General features: G+C 68.4%; 14 protein-coding genes and 3 pseudogenes. 9 read left to right on the forward strand and 8 right to left on the reverse strand.

Annotated features, from left to right (window positions below):
* Positions 1-700: 700 nt before the first annotated feature.
* Complete coding sequence (locus tag OYE22_RS28490; protein ID WP_277323065.1) at positions 701-835, reverse strand: hypothetical protein; 135 nt, start codon at positions 833-835, stop codon at positions 701-703.
* Between OYE22_RS28490 and OYE22_RS28495 the strand changes: the two genes are divergently transcribed.
* Both OYE22_RS28495 and OYE22_RS28500 read left to right on the forward strand, forming a co-directional pair.
* The gene (locus OYE22_RS28495; protein WP_348652280.1) at positions 821-1495 is read left to right on the forward strand and encodes a Tn3 family transposase; all 675 of its coding nucleotides are present in this window, start codon (positions 821-823) and stop codon (positions 1493-1495) included. The two genes, OYE22_RS28490 and OYE22_RS28495, sit on opposite strands and share 15 nt — an antisense overlap.
* 99 nt (positions 1496-1594) lie before the next feature.
* On the forward strand, positions 1595-2203 hold the full coding sequence (locus OYE22_RS28500; protein ID WP_277323067.1) for an RICIN domain-containing protein: 609 nt from the start codon (positions 1595-1597) through the stop codon (positions 2201-2203).
* 500 nt (positions 2204-2703) lie between these two features.
* Here OYE22_RS28500 and OYE22_RS28505 read toward each other — a convergent pair whose 3' ends face one another.
* Positions 2704-3657 (reverse strand): hypothetical protein, encoded by a 954-nt coding sequence (locus tag OYE22_RS28505; RefSeq protein WP_277323068.1) that lies wholly within the window; start codon positions 3655-3657, stop codon positions 2704-2706.
* Positions 3658-4089: 432 nt separating this feature from the next.
* On the opposite strand from OYE22_RS28505, the gene OYE22_RS28510 reads away from it, so the two are divergent.
* From OYE22_RS28510 to OYE22_RS28525, 4 genes and pseudogenes are all read left to right on the forward strand, one after another.
* The gene (locus OYE22_RS28510) at positions 4090-4287 is read left to right on the forward strand and encodes a hypothetical protein (RefSeq protein WP_277323069.1); all 198 of its coding nucleotides are present in this window, start codon (positions 4090-4092) and stop codon (positions 4285-4287) included.
* Positions 4288-4616: 329 nt separating this feature from the next.
* Positions 4617-4850 (forward strand): hypothetical protein, encoded by a 234-nt coding sequence (locus OYE22_RS28515; protein WP_277323070.1) that lies wholly within the window; start codon positions 4617-4619, stop codon positions 4848-4850.
* 1611 nt (positions 4851-6461) lie between these two features.
* Positions 6462-9679, forward strand: a pseudogene (locus OYE22_RS28520) (RHS repeat-associated core domain-containing protein).
* A gap of 68 nt (positions 9680-9747) precedes the next feature.
* Positions 9748-9966 (forward strand): hypothetical protein, encoded by a 219-nt coding sequence (locus OYE22_RS28525; RefSeq protein ID WP_277323071.1) that lies wholly within the window; start codon positions 9748-9750, stop codon positions 9964-9966.
* Between the two features lie 256 nt (positions 9967-10222).
* Here OYE22_RS28525 and OYE22_RS28530 read toward each other — a convergent pair whose 3' ends face one another.
* The 4 genes from OYE22_RS28530 to OYE22_RS28545 all read right to left on the reverse strand — a co-directional run bounded on the left by OYE22_RS28530 (position 10223) and on the right by OYE22_RS28545 (position 13749).
* Positions 10223-10597, reverse strand: coding sequence for an STAS domain-containing protein (locus OYE22_RS28530; protein WP_277323072.1), 375 nt, complete (start codon positions 10595-10597; stop codon positions 10223-10225).
* Positions 10594-11946, reverse strand: coding sequence for a GAF domain-containing SpoIIE family protein phosphatase (locus OYE22_RS28535; protein WP_277324368.1), 1353 nt, complete (start codon positions 11944-11946; stop codon positions 10594-10596). Before OYE22_RS28535 ends, OYE22_RS28530 begins: the two co-directional genes overlap by 4 nt.
* Before the next feature lie 476 nt (positions 11947-12422).
* Positions 12423-12773 carry a MerR family transcriptional regulator gene (locus OYE22_RS28540; RefSeq protein WP_217200858.1) on the reverse strand — a complete coding sequence of 117 codons (351 nt, stop codon included), beginning with the start codon at positions 12771-12773 and terminating at the stop codon, positions 12423-12425.
* 22 nt (positions 12774-12795) lie between these two features.
* Positions 12796-13749: an aldo/keto reductase gene (locus tag OYE22_RS28545; RefSeq protein ID WP_277323073.1), complete on the reverse strand. Its 954-nt coding sequence runs from the start codon at positions 13747-13749 to the stop codon at positions 12796-12798.
* Positions 13750-14366: 617 nt separating this feature from the next.
* Here OYE22_RS28545 and OYE22_RS28550 point away from each other — a divergent pair.
* On the forward strand, positions 14367-14633 hold the full coding sequence (locus tag OYE22_RS28550) for a hypothetical protein (protein ID WP_277323074.1): 267 nt from the start codon (positions 14367-14369) through the stop codon (positions 14631-14633).
* Positions 14634-15011: 378 nt separating this feature from the next.
* Here the strand turns inward: OYE22_RS28550 and OYE22_RS28555 are convergent.
* Positions 15012-15575 (reverse strand): annotated as a pseudogene (locus OYE22_RS28555) (ATP-binding protein); the annotation flags it as partial.
* 606 nt (positions 15576-16181) lie between these two features.
* Positions 16182-16913, reverse strand: a complete 732-nt coding sequence (locus OYE22_RS28560; RefSeq protein WP_277323075.1) for an SDR family oxidoreductase — start codon at positions 16911-16913, stop codon at positions 16182-16184.
* Positions 16914-17042: 129 nt separating this feature from the next.
* Here OYE22_RS28560 and OYE22_RS28565 point away from each other — a divergent pair, with 129 nt between their 5' ends.
* Complete coding sequence (locus tag OYE22_RS28565) at positions 17043-17633, forward strand: TetR/AcrR family transcriptional regulator (protein WP_277323076.1); 591 nt, start codon at positions 17043-17045, stop codon at positions 17631-17633.
* A gap of 94 nt (positions 17634-17727) precedes the next feature.
* Positions 17728-17883 (forward strand): annotated as a pseudogene (locus OYE22_RS28570) (IS701 family transposase); the annotation flags it as partial.
* Positions 17884-17887 lie beyond the last annotated feature (4 nt).

Here is a 17887-nt window from a genome sequence, read left to right on the forward strand (position 1 = left end):
TCCACACGCTGCGACCGGTGTAACGGGGGTTGGTCACGATGGCGCGGACGGCGCTTTTGGACCACGCGACGCCGCTGCGATGGGGGTTGCGGGGCCGGTCGTGGGCGGAGGGGCAGACGATGTTGTCGCGGGTCAAACCTTCGGCGACGGCGAACAGCCCGAGTCCCTTGAGGTAATCGGCGAAGATGCGGACCACGACCGGGGCCGTGGCCGGGTCGGGTTCCAGTCCGTATAGGCGTTTGCCGTCGGCGGCCAATGTCGCGGCCGTTCACCGGGCGATCGACGGCGCCCGCAGGGGCTGCCCGACATCTGACGGAGAGGACAGGCGGCGGCGAGGACCAGGAGCACGCCGGCGTCGCGCCCACCGCGCGGCACGACGCCGGCGTGCACGTCGTGTGGTGGCAGCGGGACACGCTCGCGCTCCGACGAATGTGACGACGTCGAACGGGCCGCACTCGACCATGGCCCCGTTTCGGGACTTCTCGGCGGGAGTCCGCGACGACGCGACCGTCGCCGGACTCGCGATTGTGGCCGCTCCGTACTCACCCGGCCTCGTTACGAGGAACACGTCTGCCACAGCCAGCCTGGCGCGCGCCGGAGGACCCGGCGGGCCTCCACACGATGGGCGCCGGCTGCGCATACGGCGTGGCGGGGCCGTCGCTTGGCGGTCGAGACGGGCATGAACGAGTTGAATTCAGTACTACCGCTCGTGGATCGCACAGCCTGTGCACGAGCGGCAGGCGGGGTTTTGGATCAAGTTCAGGTGCGCCTGGTAGAAACCGTCCCATGCAGCCGCGTCGTAGGGCTGGACGATCACCGGATGCTCGGCGGCCATTCCCTCATTGTCCGTCGCGATGTAGGGACAACGGTTCCGCGCTGTGCTCGAAGAGGCCCTGCCCCACGGGCCCGATCCGCTCCACCTCGCCGAGGTCTTCGGTCTCGACGACGCCAGCGCCGTCCCGGTGTCGGCGACGACCCGACGCTCGAGGTCGGCCGCGTGATCCGCACCGTGCAGCTGCTGCGCTACCTCACCGACGCGCCGCTGCGGCGGCGGGTGACCGTGGCGACGAACAAGGTCGAGTCGTTCAACCGCTTCTCCCAGTGGGTCGGCTTCGGTGCCCGCGGCGTCATCGCTGACAACGCCCCTGTCGAGCAGGGGAAGGCGATGAAGTTCAACGCGCTGCTCACCAGCTCGGTGTTCTTCCACAACGCCCTGGACATCGTAGAGATCGCCCGCCAGTTACTGGAGGAGGGCTGGACGATCGAACCGGAGGATCTTGCGCACATCTCGCCCTACCTGATTGAGCACATCAACCGGTTCGGCGAGTACAGCAGTCACGAGCTCGGCATCCCGCCGGAGGCGTACGAACTGAAGCTGACGTGGGCTTCACCTCGCTGCGCGAGACGGACTCGGCTGCGGCCGGCTTCGGCATGGCCGCCTGGTCCGCCAGGCCCCGGCTCAGCGACAGTTGACACAAGGCACGCCTCTCGCTGAACGTGGCAACCCTCAGTGAGTGCCTATGTTCCTGCAGGGGAGTGGGCCGATTCGTTCGGGCCCGCGCAGGACAGAGTCACGGGAATTCGGGGGATAACCATGGCACAGAACAAGAAGGCACTGGCGCTCGCCGCGGCCACGGCTGTCATCGGAGGGGGCTTCGTATCCGCGCCGGCGGCCGACGCTGTAGCGCCTCGTGCCGACTCGGCTGCGACCGAGCGCGCCACCGGGTCGGCCTGGCGCGCTGTGGACGGGCTCCAGGGGGAGGCCAAGGGCGCCGCCGGCGACTACATCTATTACTTCAAGTTCGCGCATTCCAACAAGTGCGCGGAGGTGCCGGGGCTCAGCAAGGCCAGGGGCAAGGGGCTCGACCAGTGGACGTGCACCGGCAAGGGCCACCACTGGTGGTACCTCACCGAGGGGCCGGGCTCCACGAGGCACGTGGTCAACTACAACAGCAAGCTGTGTATGAACGTGAAGGGTGGCAGCACGGCCAACAAGGCCCGCGTCGTCCAGTGGGACTGCAACAACCAGAACAACGGGCTGTGGGTGCTGGAGTACCACAGCCAGTACGGCCAGTACCGGCTGGTCAACGCGAAGAGCGGCAAGTGCCTGAACGTACGGGGCGCGAGCAAGGGCAACGGCGCCGACCTCATCCAGTACACCTGCAGCAACGCGGCCAACAACCGGTTCTGGGCCATCGACTGACGGGTCCGCCCTAGACCGGGGGCGCGTGCGGACCGGTGGCGGTGTGCCCACGCGCCACCGGTCCGCTGCTGTTGCCTTGACAACTAACTCGCTGCCCCTCTCCGGGAGCACCCGGATGACAAAGTGGCCCGGGGCCGCCGCCCGCGCCGCGGCCGACGCTCCCGGAGTTGAGTGTGGTCGGGATGGCTGAGCTCGCCGACCGCTTCGGACAGTCGGCACGCAGGGTCCGACTCAACCTCTTCTGGATCCCACCGCTCGCGTCGTGAAGTCGGTCGGGCCGTACGTCCCCCGTACGACGCGCTGGGGCCGGGTCGGTGAGAGCACGGTCCGGGCGACCTCGGCGGCCGGAACGTGCTGCCCGAACGTCATGAAGCGGCGATGAGACAGCTGGGCGCTGGCCGCGGGAGGTCGCACCGGAGCGCCTGGCCGGCGCCAGCCCGCAGGAAGGTGCTGTCCGGCGGAGCTGGTTGATGACGCCCTTCAGCCCAGGCGGCCCGGGATCAGTTGGCGGCGGTGCGGGAGGGGAGGCCGTCATCGAGGACGACGCGGATCGTCTGCCCGCGCTCACTTTGCTCGCCGACTTCGGCGAGCCTGGACGCGATGCGGGTGTATGTGGTCAACGCCAGAGCAAAGTCCGCGTCGGCCGGCGTCGCCTCCGCTCGCATCTTCCACAGCTGGATCAAGACCGCGATCAACGACCGCCCGGACAGCACGGCCTGGACCCGGCCCTCCCGACCATCCTCCTCCGCGTCCTCGACCACGTCCTCGACGACAGCGGGCGTACGCCAGTGCTTGTGCTGGGCGGCCAGGGCGGCCACCCAGTCCCAGGTGTCGCGATGGGCGACCAGGATCACGGAGGCGACACCGGCCGCCTTCAGCAGCAGCACGCCGTGGTCGACGGCGGGGTCGTTCTCTGTGGAGGGGGGCTGGCCAGCCCGGGAGGCCTGCCCTGAGGCGGGGGCGCCGCGATAGGCGGCCTCGATCTCGCTCTTCAGCTTGGCGTCGTCTGGCGCGGGCTGGTCGGTCATGATCTCCCCCTGGGGTGTGGCGGTGACGAAGTCGGCGTGCTCGTGATGCGGCGCAGCGTCCGTGGAGGGCCCTTCGGAGGGCGCCGGTGTCCAGAAGTCGCTCTCCTCCGTGGGCTCTTCGGGGGGCAGCGCGGCCGCGGGAGGGTCGCCGCCCCCACTATGGGCGGGGCCAAGTGCTGCGGCTACCTGCTGGATTTCCGCGCGCGCGGCGGCCAGGCCCGCGATGACCTCGCCTTGGCGCCGGAGCAGTATCTGGACGTCTTCCCGTAGTTCGGACATCCCGGGATGCATGGCCTCCAAGGTCTTACGGCTTTGTGCCGCCTGCCCATACACGCGAGCCAGCCCATCGGTGGGGTCGTCGAGCCGGCGATGAACAGCGGCCACCCCCGCAGTGGAGTGCTCGAGCTGCTCGTGGAGCACCGCCACGGCCGCCTGAACACTTTCCAGCGCCTCAGTCGCGGGCTCGGCTACGGTTGGTGTGCTTTCGGATACTTTTCTTTTCCACCCCACGTGACCCCCTGGCTACTCGGTGTGTGATCGCTGGTATCTCCCCACGCGCAGCCAGGCGAACGCGCGACCGTCGCGGCGATTTCAAGCCGAAGGCCAGGAGCCGAAGCCCGTGTCACACCGGAAGGAGCCGGCAGTGCTTCCGCTCCACCCGGCGAAGCACTTCTCAGACAAATACGGCTGACAATCCAGTCAACCCATCCTCGCACCACCCTTTTCATGGTGAACCGGGACGACGTGACCGTGGTCGTCTTCCGCCGCACCCCGCCCCCCGCTGACAGGACACGACTCTCTGATGCCGGGCCCCACCGCCGGCGCGGGCCTGGCGGCGCGCGACATACACACCCTCACGTGGACCTTCCTGCCGACCTCATAGCCCTGGAGCGCGCCGCTATCACCGCGCACGCGCAGTACGCGAGCGCGCCGCGCGAGGACGACCAGCAGGAGTTCGTGGCGTGGCGAGAGGCCGCGACCGCGGTCCAGCAGGCCATCACCGAACACGCGAGCGCCCAGGGGCTGCCGCGCGCGGCCCTGGAGGCCGACGTCTAGAAGCCCGTGCGGCAGAGCCGGCCGACGCCTGATCGCGGTGACATCCGAGATCGTCGCCGCGCTCATCGGCGCCGGCGCCGCGCTCGCCACTGCCACTGTGGCCGGGGCCGCCGGCAGAGCCAGCGCCCGCGACGCCCACCAAGGGCCCATCGACTCCGTACGCCGCGCAGCCCAGCGCGACGCCTACGCCGACTTAATGCGCGCTTCGCGCCGCGTTCAAGACGCCGACGATGGAAGGTCGTTGAGAGCGAGCACGGGCGCTCCGAGGGGAAGCCGGCGAGCAAGCACTTCAGCAACGGACGCAGGAAGTGCACCTCGCCGGCGACGACTTGGCCAGTGCGTACGACCTCGTCGTCCTCGAAGGACCGCCCAGCGTCATCGAGGCCGCTACACGACTCCTGATCCTCGGCTGCGTCAACTTCCCCTCTGAGGAGATAGCGCCTGGCCCCACGCGGCAGCTGTCGTGGCAGCGCTACCTCGATGCGTTCGCCGCGCACCGCGTGGCTCACGACGGTTTCGTCGTCGCGGCCCAGACCCAACTCAACGCCGCCGCTGGCGATTAACCACAGCGCCAGTTCGCCATTTCTCACCTCCACGGACGAGGGGGTGCTATACGCGCAAGGCTCCCCGCATGCGTATCGCCTACGCCGCCGGGAGAGGGCGAGGGCGGTGACGAGGGCGGATCTGAAAAACTGTGCCCGGGCTGGGCACAGTTTTGCGGTGCGCGTCCTTTTGCTGCAGTGAAGGGGAGCGAGAGGGAGGCGGCCCTCGTGCGGCGGGGCGACTTGCGACGCGCCGATCGGGTCTCCGCATGTCATAAATGGCCAGGCACCCACGCAGCCGCCTCTGCCCAGCTGCCCCCTCCCGGTGGCCCGCATCGCACGCCACCTGGACGTTCACCGCCGCACCCTTCAACGGGCGCTGCAAAACGGTCCCGGCGCCCCCCCGCCCGCAGACTGGACCGACAAGGGGCACCCGCTCTACCTGCCCCAGCCGGTCGTGGACTGGTGACCCAGCCGCCGCCAACGCGGGCGCCCCACCACCGAGGCAGACTGACACGGCCCGCCCGCCCACCGCGCCCGCCCGGGCGCGGTGGGCTCTGCCCTGCCGGCGACACGCCCCGCGCCGGCATCGCCCCCACCGTGGAGATGCTCCTGCGTCACTACGATCCCGACCGCCACAGCTTCTACGGTTCCGCGCGATGGTCAGACAAGACTGGCGGCTGGGAGCGCCTCTTCACCCAGCTCTCCGCCGGCCACGCCTGGTCTGAAGTCACCTGCACCGACTCGCAGTGCGGCGCCCGATGGGCTATCTCCCTTACCCGGAACCAGTTCGAGCTCCTAGACCGCGTACGGCTACTGACACGGCGCCAGCTTCCCGGCCAAGCCTCCCTCCCGGTGGCACGCGGAGGCCAAAGACGTCTCCTGACTGACGGGCTCCCGCGGCGTTGCCAACGCACCCGTACCGCCCAAGCCGGAACGTGCCCTCGTCACCCTGTCCCGGGCCCTACACTCGCGGACTGGAACAGGCAACTGCAGCAGTCCACACTAGCCGGCTGCAGATCAGCACATAAGGAAGCGGGCGGCTGGACGGAGCAGGGCTCGCAGACGCGGCTGGCGGTGGGACCTACGGCCGGTGGATGAGGTTTGCCTCAGCACCGAGACAGCGCAGTCCTCGGCCACTCAGGTACTTCACGAGGCCGATAGCCGCAAACGCTTTCAGTCGACCTCACGCTGCCTGCCATGAGGCCTGCCAGCAGGGTTCCGTCAGCCAATCGGCCGCCGGTCTGGCGTTGCCTGTCCGGACGTGCCTGTTTGCCCCAGTGCAGACGGTTAGGGACTTGTCTGATTGCGGTTGGCATGTGAAGCAAACTCGGGGGAACAGCACAGCTCTTTGTGCAGGAGTTGTGGCAGCGTGTGCGCTTCCAGTGGCCGTTGCGGTCACTGTGACGACTCTTCTCGTGGGGGGAAGACATGTCCAGACGTGCCTCGGGCACGCCTTATCGGCGTGCCCGCATAACCGCTCACAGATCAGCCCGTTACGGGTTAGCGGCGACGGTGGTCGCCCTGTCGCTCGCCGCGTCCTCGACAACTGCGCTGGCGGCCCCGACACCGCCGGACCCCGGTCCGACGTCGGTGTGGGGCAAGCCCAAGGAGCCCTTCGCCATCCCGCCGGTGAAGGTCGGCGAGACCAAGCCGGCGGTACCGGAACCGGAGGGAGAACCTTCGCCGGAGCAGGCGGCCTGGCGGGCCCAGCAGAAGGAACGGGCACGCGCCGGCGAGACGACGGCGAAGGCGCCGCCCCGCGTCCGGGGCGAGGTGCCCGCCTACGTGCCCGAGGGCCAGGGCGCGCTCCCCTGGCACGAGATCTCCGACTTCCGCATCACCGACTCCCTCGTGGCGCGGATCAACCTCTCCAACGGCAACCTGATGCTCGCCGCCACCGACTTCGACGTCGCCGGGGTCGGCCAGAAGCTGCGCCTGGCGCGGACCTACAACTCCTTCGACGCGCCCTGGGGGAAGGTGTCCCAGCGGTGGTGGCAGGAGTACGAGCGCTACCTCCAGATCTTGGATGACGAGGTGGTGCTGTATGACGCTACCGGCGACGCGGTGCGCTTCGACAAGAAGGCCGACGGCACCTTCACCACGCCCAAGGGCTACTCCAAGGACCTGAAGAAAAACGCCGACGGCACCTACACCCTCACGAGCCGCAAGACGGGCGTGAAGGACACCTACAACGAACACGGCACGCTGACTAAGGTCACCGACAAGAACAAGGGCACCATCACCGTCGACCAGCACGATAAGGGCGAGGAGCACAAGGGCTTCAAGCTGACCGAGACCCGCTCCGGCCGCTGGATCGACCTGGTCAAGTCGTATCCCAACCAGTGGCAGGCCAAGGACCACACCGGCCGGACGGCCGTCTTCGACCTCGACCCGGCCGGCAACCTGGTGCGCACCGCCGACACCGAGGGTAAGGCCACCGCCTTCGCGTACGACGGCGACGGACGCGTCACCAAGATCACCACGCCGGAGGGGCGGGTGACGGTCTTCACCTACGACAAGCAGAACCGCGTCCGCTCGATGCTGCGGGCCACCGCGTTCAACGGCTCCGGGCACACCGGCCCGACCTACACCTACGCGTACTCGAACACCACCGACCCCAGGGCGGCGGGGACGACCACGGTCACCGACCCGGAGAACCACGCCACCAAGCACGAGCACGACGGCCGGGTCACCAAGACCACCGACGCCCTGAACCGCAACCGCTCCAGGACCTTCGACGCCAACCACAACATCCAGACGGCGACCGACGCCATGGGCACCGGTTCGACTGGCGGGAATATCACCACGTACGGCTGGGACGGACGCAACAACCCGACCTCGGCGGGTCTGCCCACCGGCGCCACCGCCTCGCTGACCGGCTACCAGACCATCGCCGGCGCCGATTTGCCCGGCACGATGCAGACCGCCGACAAGGAGAAGACCGAGTACGCCTACGACTCGGCCGGCAACACCACCTCGGTCGCGGTCACCGGCACCGGCGGCGGCAAGCAGACCTTCGACTACAACAAGGCCACCCCGACCTGCGGCGGCTTCGAAGGCCAGCGCTGCAAGGTGACGGCGAAGATGACCGACACCAAGTCGGTGTCCACGTCCTTCACCTACGACGCCAAGGGCAACCTGACCAAGGTCACCCCGCCCGCCCCGCTGGGCGCCACCACCCACCGGTACGACGAGCAGGGCCGCGTGGTGAGGACGCTCGACGGACGGGGCGTGACGGTCCTCTACGAGTACGACCAGCGGGACCGGATCACGAAGGTCGACTCCTCGAACTACGCCACGGTCACCTACGCCTACGACGGCGACGGCAACCTGGTCCAGCGGTCCGACGGATCCGGGGTGACGACGTACGCCTTCGACCCGCTGTCCCGCGAGACGGTCCGCACCCTGCAGAACGGCTCGCAGACCAAGCTGACCTACACCGCGGCGGGCAACGTCGACACCTACACCGACCCGGCCGGCACCACCGACTACACCTGGAACGCGGTCAACAAGCTCACCGAGCTGAAGGACCCGCCGGCAAGGTCACCAGGTACACCTACGACAACAACGACACCCGCACCAAGACCACCTACCCCGGCGGCACCGTCCAGAGCGTCACCCCGGACAAGTCCAACCGCCCGGAGAAGATCAAGACGACCTCCCCCCAGGGCACCCTGGTCGAGCTGACCTACTCCTACGACCGCGGCACCACGAAGAAGCCCGAGGACGACGGAGGCAAGATCCTCACCAAGACCGACGCGGTCGGCGGCTACAAGACCACCTACACCTACGACAGCGCCGGCCGCTTCTCCTACGCCAAGGACGAGAGGAACGGGGCCATCGCCGACTCCTGGCAGTACTGCTACGACCAGGCCGGCAACCTCACCAGTCAGGGCACCGACAAGGGCTGCCCGCGCGGCACCACGTACACCTACAACGACGCCCAGCAGCTCACCTCCAAGTCCTCCTCCACCGGCACCTGGTCCTACGACAAGGTCGGCAACGAGACCGCCGGCGCCTCCACGCCCGAGTACACCCGCACCGGTGAGCAGTGGTCCGACTACTCCCAGCTGACCTCCATCACGGTCGACTCCAAGACGTACGCGGGTCAGTACGCCTCCACCGACCAGAGCGAGCGGATCAAGCTCGGCGACACCTTCTTCCACCACGGCCCGCTGGGCCTGTCGGCGAAGACCACCGACGGGGTGGACATGGGCTTCAACCGGGAACCTGGGGGCACCCTCAACTCCATGACGACCGGGGGCAAGTCCTACTACTACCTGACCGACGCCCTCGGCAGCGTCATCGGTCTGGCCGACGGTGACGGCAACAAGGTCAACACCTACACCTACAGCCCCCGCGGCGTCCGCCTGCTGGCCCGTTCCAGCGAGCCGGTCGCCCAGCCCTACCGCTTCGCCGGCGGCTACCAGGACCCCTCCGGGCTCTACCACCTCGGCGCCCGCTACTACGACGCCAACATCGGCCGCTTCACCCAGCCCGACCCCTCCGGCCAGGAGAAGAACCCGTACCTCTACGCGGATGGCGACCCGGTCAACCGCATCGACCCCAACGGCCTCAGCTGGGTCAGCACCATCGCCGAAGGCGCCAGCGACGTCACCGAAGCCGTCTCCAACGGCCTCAAGGGCGACACCGACGCGCTGTGGGGACAGGTCGCCGGCCTCGCCACCGGTATAGCGATCGAATCCGCCTGCGCGTTCGGCGCTGGAGTCACCGCAGTCCCCACGGGAGGGGTTGCAGGCTTCGCACTCGGCACAGGCTGCACGGTCGTCGCGGCGGCCGCAGGTGAATACGTCGGAGGAAAGGTCGAGGACTCACTGAAGAATTAGTGGACAGCGGAACGTAAAATCCGGGGGAGGCCGTTTCGGCGGCCGCCCCCGGTAGTAAAGGGAAAAACATGGCCAAACTCTTCGAGCGAGCATATGGAGACGGGACGTCAAAGCGTAACTTCATCCTGTTCGCAGTCTCGTCCGCCGTCCTATACCTCCTCGCTCTCATCCTTGGCATGAAAGGTGGCTGGGACGCTGCCTTCCCGTTGCTGGCCGTGGCGGTGATCCTCGACGTGCTCGTGCTCATTGCGTGGATCGCCTTCCGGCCGAAAAACCAAGCACTCTGAACTGCGGCATAATACTAGAATGGAAAATCAATGAACCTGGCTCGCGGGTGGTATCCCGATGGCACGTTCGGGCTCGTGCTATTTATTGTGGCGCTCGCAGTAGTGCTCGGGATCTTCATCTACTACGGCACGAAGAAAAATCGACGAGGATAATCTGGCGACGGCGACCTGTGCTTCTCGGTCCACCCCCGCGTGCGCGGGGAGCAGGTCTGCAAGGCCATCAAGAACAAGGCCGAGGCGGGGTCCGCCCCCGTGCTTATGCGGAGTCTGTGCGCGGGCTGCGGGTGTGGGCGGCGAGAGCGGCGTTTGCGGTGGGGTGGGCGGGCAGCAGGGTGTCCAGGCCGGTCAGGTGTAGCAGCCGGTCGAGCCGGTCGGGAACGGCGGACAGGGCCAGGCTGCCGTCGGCTGCCTGGGCGCAGCGGTAGATGCCGACCAGGGCGTTGAAGCCGGAGGAGTCGCAGAAGGTGACGGCCGCCAGGTCCAGGATCAAGTGGCGGTGGCCCCGTTCGATGAGGGCGAGGGCCTGGGTGCGCAAGGCGGGCGCGGTGGCGACGTCGAGGTCGCCGGCGACGTGGGCCAGGGCGAGGTCGCCGTCGGTGTGCTGGCAGGTGAGGTGGAAGGTGTTGGTCACGGGTGCTTCTCCGGCGTCGGGCCGGCGGGGGCGATGGTGTGGGCGGTGGCGGCCACCGCGTTCACGTCGGCGTCGGCTGCGGGGACGGACAGGGCCAGCAGGGCGACGTCGTCGCCGGCGCCGTGGGGGAAGGTGTCGATGAGGGTGATGGTGTCCTCTACGAGCGCTGTCGCGCTGGCGGGCCCGGTGCGTTCGGTGAGGAAGGCGGTCAGGCCCTCCTCGTCGAGCATGTCGCCGTTTTCGGTGCGGGCTTCGGTCAGCCCGTCGGTGTAGAGCAGCAGTGCCTCGCCGGGTGCGAGGCGGAAGGTGGTGGAGGCGAAGCGTGCCTCGGCGAGGGCGCCGATGAGCATGCCGCCCTGGGGACGGATGGCCTGCGGGTGTACGGGTTGGCTCGTGGGAGCGGGCAGGTGGTAGATCGGCGGGTGTCCGCCGGTGGCCACCGTCACGGTGAACCCTCCGTCTTCGTGCGGCTGAAGGAGGCCGAAGACGGCTGTGCAGTAGCGGGTGCCGTCCGCGGGGTCCAGCAGCAGCGCGCTGTTGAGCGCGGTCAGGACGGTGTCGGGGTCGGGGTCGATCAGCGCGGCGGCCCGCAGGGTGTAGCGGGTCAGGGAGGTCACGGCGGCGGCCTCGGGGCCTTTGCCGCACACGTCCCCGAGGAAGAACACCCAGCGCCCCGCGTCCAGGGGGAAGACGTCGTAGAAGTCGCCGCCCACGTCCTGCGGAGAGGCGGTGGCGTAGTGGCAGGCCAGCTCCAGCCCCGGAACCACCGGCAGCGCCGGCGGCAGCAGGGTGCGCTGCAAGGTGGCGGCGAACGCCTCGATCGACGCCTTGTCTCGCTCGGCCCGTGCCCGGGCCTCCTCCTGCTCCCTGCGCCGCTCCTGCTCGACGCGCAGGGCCTTCAGGGCCGCGAGCCGCATCTCCAGCTCGTCCAGGACGATCGCCGCGAGGTCGGCGAGCGTGCGGGTGTCCTCCTCGGTGATCGAGCGCGGCTTGACGTCGAGGATGTTCACCGTGCCCAGCCGGTGCCCGTCGTGGGTGATGATCGGGGCGGCGGCGTAGAACCTGACGCCCATCGGACCGGTGACCAGCCCGTTGTTGCAGGCGACGGGGTCGGCGAGAGTGTCGGGGATGACCAGGGTGTCGTCGGCGAGGACCGCCGAGCCGCAAAGGCCCGGCTCCCGGCTGATCTCGCCGACGCCCTCCAGACCGTGGGCGGCCTTGAACCAGATCCGATCCTCGTCCACGATCGTCACGGTCGCCACCGGCACCTTGAACAAACGGGCCGCCATCGCCGCCACCCGGTCGTACGCCCCATCCGGCGGGGTATCGAGGATGTCGTACCGGCGCACCGCCGCCAAGCGGTGCGCCTCCTCCACTGCGCTGGGCGCTTGTCGCCCGGGGGAATTCCCCCACGCGACAGCATGTCCCGCTTGCGGCATTGCTCTACCTCTCCTCGCCGGCCAGCCACCGTGGTCGGCGCCGCAGCGAGGATAGTGCCGCCCCCGCCCTTCAAGAAACCGACGTCTTCTGAGGAACGGCCAACGATCACCGAAGGGAGCCCCAGGGCCTTCAACAACTCCCTCAACAACCCCGCCCCTCCACAACCCGCCGACACCCTGTGCTGAGGAGATCCGGGCCCACACGGCCCCATCCGGATCACACCCGGCCGCCGTCGCGCCACCCGTTGCACGACGGCCCACCCAACAGGCTTCCTGGTCCGCGCCGACGGCGGCACCACGGTCCTGCCCCGATGACGTCCGGTACAGCCTCCGCCTCACCGACGACTGGTGGACAGGGTGCGAGCTGAGTGCGGGGCCCTCTGCTCTCAGCTGTAGTAGGCGATCTTGTCGTCGAGGACCTCCAGGGCCCGGCGCAGCGCCGCCACGCGCTGCTCCAGGGTGGCACGGCGCTCGCGGAGGAAGGCGACCCGCTCCTGCGCAGAATGCTCGGCGCGCAGCATGGCGACGAACGCCCGCAGGTCCGCTATGCCGAGGCCGGCGTCACGAAAGCACGTGACCAGGCCGATCCAGAAGAGATCGTCCTCGGTGTACTCCCGGCGCCCGCCGGTGGAGCGCCGAATAGGGCCGATGAGCCCTTCACGCTCGTAGTAGCGCAGTGTGTCGAGGGAGACACCGGTGCGGTCGGCCGCTGCTGCAGGGGTGAGGCGGGTGGTCACAGGGCTCCTTGTCCGACCGTTGCTACCGCGCTTCGGCGAAGCGCGCCAGGTGCTCGTCGTCGAGCTGCACACGGCGTGCGGCGAGCGCCTCCTCGATCTGCTCCACCCGGCTCACGCCGACGATGGGGTCGATCCCCCGGCGCATCAGCCACGCGAGGACGATCTGGTTCCTCGTGGCCGTCAGCTCATTGGCCACATCGTCTAGGACCGAGAGCACCCGGGTGGTACCCGGGTGATCATAAGTGGGTGGAAGTGGCTTGTCTGCGCGCACGTAGGAACCCCACATCAGCGAGCTGTACGACCACGTGGTGAGCCCCTGCGACTGCGCGAAGTCCAGATCCTCGTCAGTGAGCAGGCGATGGCCACTCTCCGCGAGGGGGGTCAGTGGGCGCGGCTGGACGAGTGAGTGGCGCAGTTGCAGGGCCGTCCACGCTTCCACGCCCTGCTCCTGGGCGAGTGACCGGGCGCGCTCGACGCGCCAGGCAGCATGATTCGCCGCCCCAACCCGTAGAGCCGTTCCCTTCGCGACCAGCTCGCCGAAGGCGCCAACGGTCTCCTCCAGCGGCACGGTGCGGTCCTCGGCATGAGCCCAGAGGAGATCGACGTGATCGACTCCGAGACGCCCCAGGCTTCCCTCAACACCAGTGCGTATGGCAGGGGCGGAAAGTCCTTCGGCGCTCTGTGGCCAGGAGTGCGGGACGAGCGGGTTATGCCGGACCTTCGTCGCGATCCGCACCGCGTCGCGCGCGCCGGGGCGGGCGCGGAGCCACGCGCCGATGACACGCTCGCTGGCACCGCCGACGCCACTCGGATCAACCCAGAAGGAATAGCAGTTCGCGGTGTCGAGCCAGACGCCACCTCCGCCGACGAAGGCATCGAGGACCGCGAAAGCCTCGTCCGGGCCGACGCGGGTGCCGAAGTCCATCGTCCCCAGGACGATCTGGGGGTCAGTGGTGTTGGTATCCATGCCCCTCATACTCGGATCTGGAGCGCGCTCCAGATCAAGTGCGCTCGGGGAGAAAATTCGGGACCCGGTCTCCGGCAGCCGCCGCCGAAGGCGACCGGGGCCTCGATCCCGGCCTCGTCCAGGACGAGGACTCGTCACACGGGCTTCGCCAGGTTCTGGTCGGCGACCTTCAAGCGCGCTCCGCCCTGCTCGCTCTGCCTGAGTGGCGGATGCGGCGGGCTCTGCGTCTGGGCCTGATCCCGCCGGCCAGCGCGGACGGGCGCTGGCCGGCCAGCGTCGCCGAGGACGCCGTCGCTCGCCTGGAGACCCTTCGCGAGCAGATCGGCGTCCTGCCGGATGCGGGACGGGTTCCTGCGTAAGGCCCCTCCACCTGATCGGTCGGCCGCCCCTGACCTCACCGACGCGACAAGCTCGACTACCGCGTCTGGCCATCCTGTGAGGCCGGGTCAACGGCTCACCACGGCCAACACACCGTCGCGAGCGAGCCAGGGCCACTGTGCGAAACAGCCATCGACCGCGAACTGGCGGTCCGCAGGCGGCATTACATCCGAGGTTCGGGGCAACTGAGCGTCAGACCGGTCGCCTTGAGACCGGATCTTCGAGCGACCGATCCGAAGGAGCGAGAGATGACTACGCAGTACGGCAACCAGCCGGTCGGGCGGCACCACGCCGTGGCCAGGAACAGTGCCAGCGAGAACGTTCTCAGCATCATCGCGATCGTGCTGGGCGCGATCGGTCTCCTCTTCCTGCCCATCGTGTTCGGACTGGGAGGGCTGATCCTGGCCATCATCGCCAAATTCGCCCGACACGAACGGCTGTCCACCATCGCCCTGATAGTCGGCGCCGTTGGACTCATCGGCGGAATGGCCCTCGGTGCCATCATCGCAGGCTAGGTTTCAGCTGGACTTCACTGTCTGACCCGGTCCCTCGCTGAGGGCGGGGTGTAGCGGGACATCGATCGTGCGGGGGCGGTCTCACGGCGGCCGCCCCACCCGTTCGAGCCCCTTGTCCCAGGTGCGTGTGCCGTGACAGTGGGGAAGGCCTGCGCGCGCATGGCCAGGAGGCCGTTTCAGTTGGTGACTCCGCGGTAGCAGACGCGGGTTGCCCACGGCGCCGGGACCCGCGCCGCACCAACCAACCAGCACACCGCACGCCCCGAACACCCAACGAGCCTGGCTCCGTTCCGCCGGCCATCGCCGGCCCACCCACCACCGCCGATCACGCTGATCGATGGACGAAGGCAAACAGGACCTTTTGGGGGGCGTTGCCGCTTAGTGCATGCGCGGGTACCGATCGGTGCGCGTGGCGTCGCCAACCCTCTGCTGCTCGCGCGCTTCGTCGGAAGTTGGTGTCTTCACCGCATTGAGAGCGGGCAGCAGCAGTCGAAAGGTGCAGCCTTCTCCAGGGGCGGTGTCGAGGGCGATGTGGCCCCCGTGCGCTGTGGCGAGGGATTGGGCGATGGCGAGACCGAGACCAGAGCCGCCGGTGGCACGGGTGCGGGAGTCGTCGGTGCGGTAGAAGCGATCGAGGACGCGATCGCGTTCGGGAGCGGTGAGACCTGGACCCTGGTCGGCTACCTCCAGGACGGCGTGGGCGCCGATGGTGCCGACGCCGATCCGGATGGGGGTGCCGGCGGGAGTGTGAGTGATGGCGTTGCCGATGAGGTTGGTGACGACTTGGCGCAGTCGCGCTTCGTCGGCGTCGGCGGGCGCGGTGGCGGGTTCTCCGCCGCCGGGGCCGGTGAGAGTCAGGGGTCGGGTGGCGTCCAGGGCGCGTACGTCGTGCAGGGCGTCCGCGGCCAGGGTGCGCAGGTCCGTGGGGGCGAGGTCGAGGGAGGAGGAGGGCAGCCGGGGTGAGCCGCGGGCACGCGGCGAGAGTAGTCGCCGGAGGCGATCGCGGTAACGGTCTCCTTGATCCGGGACAGGGGACGCAGCCCGCGCCGGCGTGATAGCGCTCCACACTGGCGACTGCTGGACCGTGAGCGATAACGGCAGGCGCTTTCGCCCGGCCACCCGACAACAAGCGATCGAAGCTGTGCAGCGGCAGGTACTTCCATGCTCCCGTTCGCGCTCGTGCAGAAGGTCGAGCATGTTGGTCGGTGGCGGAGCGCGGCTTTCTGGCGGCATGGATTGCACAGCCCATCCCGCGCTTATGGAAGCATCAGCTCTGTCCGGATCGGATCAATCCGTGGGACAAGGGTCGCGATCCCCCCTCGGACATCGACTGGTAGCCCACGGGAGCCCAGATGGTGCTGGTTGAGATCGATCTCAACCAGCACTTTGTGTTTCCCGGGGCCATAGGTGAGTCGTAGCCCGAGCTGCTTGTAGATCGCGGCTGTGCCTGTTCAGCGAGACTCAAGGGTCGACCCGGCCCCTGTGTCTTAGCTGAGAGCATTCGTGGGTTGGATAGGCATCTGCTTGGTGTGATGTGGATGCGCGGGCCTATCCCTGGGCGGTGGGGCGAATGACGATGTCACCTACGTCAACACCGTCCGGCTGCTCGATGGCGAAGGCGATGGCGCGGGCCACCGCGTCCGGCGAGAGAGCGATCTCCATCATCTTGTCGATCTGGTCCTTCACGGCCGGATCCATGCGCTCTGCGAAGTCCGTACGGACGGCGCCGGGCGAGACGACGGTCACGCGCAGGCTGTCCCCGGCCTCCTGGCGCAGGCCCTCGGAGATGGTGCGCACGGCGTTCTTCGTGCCGGCGTACACCGACTGGAGCGGCACGATGCGCAGTCCGGCGGTGGACACGGTGTTGACGAAGTGTCCGAAGCCCTGCTCCCGGAAGATGGGAAGGGCTGCGGCGATCCCGTACAGGACCCCTTTGAGGTTGACGTCGATCATCTCCTCCCAGTCCTGGACGCGCAGGTCATCCAGGCGGGAGATCAGACCGACCCCGGCATTGCTGACGAGGACGTCGAGCTTGCCGTATCGATCGCGTGCCAGCTTGACGAGGCCGGAAAGGTCCTCGTGTCGCGTCACGTCCGTACGCGCCCAGGCGGCTTCACCGCCGGCCTTTTCGATGCGGGCGGCCAGGGCCTCAAGGCGTTCCGGACGGCGTGCCCCGAGGACGATCTTCGCGCCGCGCTCGGCGAGCAGGAGCGCGGTCGCCTCACCGATGCCGCTGCTGGCGCCCGTGATCGCCACGACTTTGCCGTCGATTCCCGACATGGGGGACCGCCCTTCCAGCGGAGGAGTGCGGGCGGCCGTGCCCTACAGTGAAACTGGAGGCGCCGCCACTTCAACCCACAGTAAGTGGCGGCGCCTCCGGTTAGCAAACGGAGACAGGGAGAGCCCTTGATGGCCCGGGACACGGGACGCCCGCTGAGGGCTGACGCGCAACGCAACCGCGACAAGATCCTGGCCGCCGCGGTGCGTGTGTTCACTGAGCAGGGACTGAACGCGCATTTCGAACGCGTCGCCAAGGAAGCGGGTGTGGGAACCGGCACCCTCTACCGCAACTTCCCGACCAGGGAAGCTCTGATCGAGGCGGCGTACCGCAACGAAGTGGCCCGGCTGTGCGACGCCGTCCCCGGCCTCCTTGCGGCGATGTCGCCCCCCGAGGCTCTGCGAGCCTGGACCCGCCGCTTCATCGACTATGCCACCGCCAAACTCGGCATGGCCGACGCCCTGCGAGCCGTTGTCAACTCGGGGACCAATCCCTACGCCGACAGCCACGAGATGATTCAGGCCGCCCTGGCCTCCCTCATGGACGCCAATACCGCTGCCGGAACGATCCGGTCAGACATCAGCCCGACCGACATGTTCGCCGCCCTCGCTGGTATCGCCCTCACCTCGGCCAAGCCCGAGCAGCGAGAGCAGGCCGAACGCCTCCTCGACCTCACCCTGGACGGGCTGAGAACCGCGCCCTCAAGGCTTCCGGACGACTGATGACAGAAGAGCGGACATCATCGAAGCCGTAGTTCAGCGGCCTGTTCCGGTAGTGCCCGCACGCGGTCTGAAAGCTCGTTCGTTGGTTGTGGTCATGGGCGGGGGCCTTGCTGATGTCAGGCTGTGGGTGGGTGAACTGGGCGCTCCGCATAAGCGGTTCGTGCACCGGTTCAACCGGGGGAGCCGCGGCGATCCGCGCTCGCCTATGTGCGAGGGCTGATCGCCGCGGCTGGAGCGAAAGAACGGCTGGGTCT

Source organism: Streptomyces sp. 71268 (assembly GCF_029392895.1).
GTDB lineage: Bacteria > Actinomycetota > Actinomycetes > Streptomycetales > Streptomycetaceae > Streptomyces.

Bases quoted from the DNA above. Each gene is read 5' to 3' on its own strand.
- OYE22_RS28495 (WP_348652280.1), top strand. From the start codon at position 821: ATGCTCGGCGGCCATTCCCTCATTGTCCGTCGCGATGTAGGGACAACG.
- OYE22_RS28490 (WP_277323065.1), bottom strand. From the start codon at position 835: ATGGCCGCCGAGCATCCGGTGATCGTCCAGCCCTACGACGCGGCTGCA.
- OYE22_RS28500 (WP_277323067.1), top strand. From the start codon at position 1,595: ATGGCACAGAACAAGAAGGCACTGGCGCTCGCCGCGGCCACGGCTGTC.
- OYE22_RS28525 (WP_277323071.1), top strand. From the start codon at position 9,748: ATGGCCAAACTCTTCGAGCGAGCATATGGAGACGGGACGTCAAAGCGT.
- OYE22_RS28545 (WP_277323073.1), bottom strand. From the start codon at position 13,749: ATGAGGGGCATGGATACCAACACCACTGACCCCCAGATCGTCCTGGGG.
- OYE22_RS28550 (WP_277323074.1), top strand. From the start codon at position 14,367: ATGACTACGCAGTACGGCAACCAGCCGGTCGGGCGGCACCACGCCGTG.
- OYE22_RS28560 (WP_277323075.1), bottom strand. From the start codon at position 16,913: ATGTCGGGAATCGACGGCAAAGTCGTGGCGATCACGGGCGCCAGCAGC.
- OYE22_RS28565 (WP_277323076.1), top strand. From the start codon at position 17,043: ATGGCCCGGGACACGGGACGCCCGCTGAGGGCTGACGCGCAACGCAAC.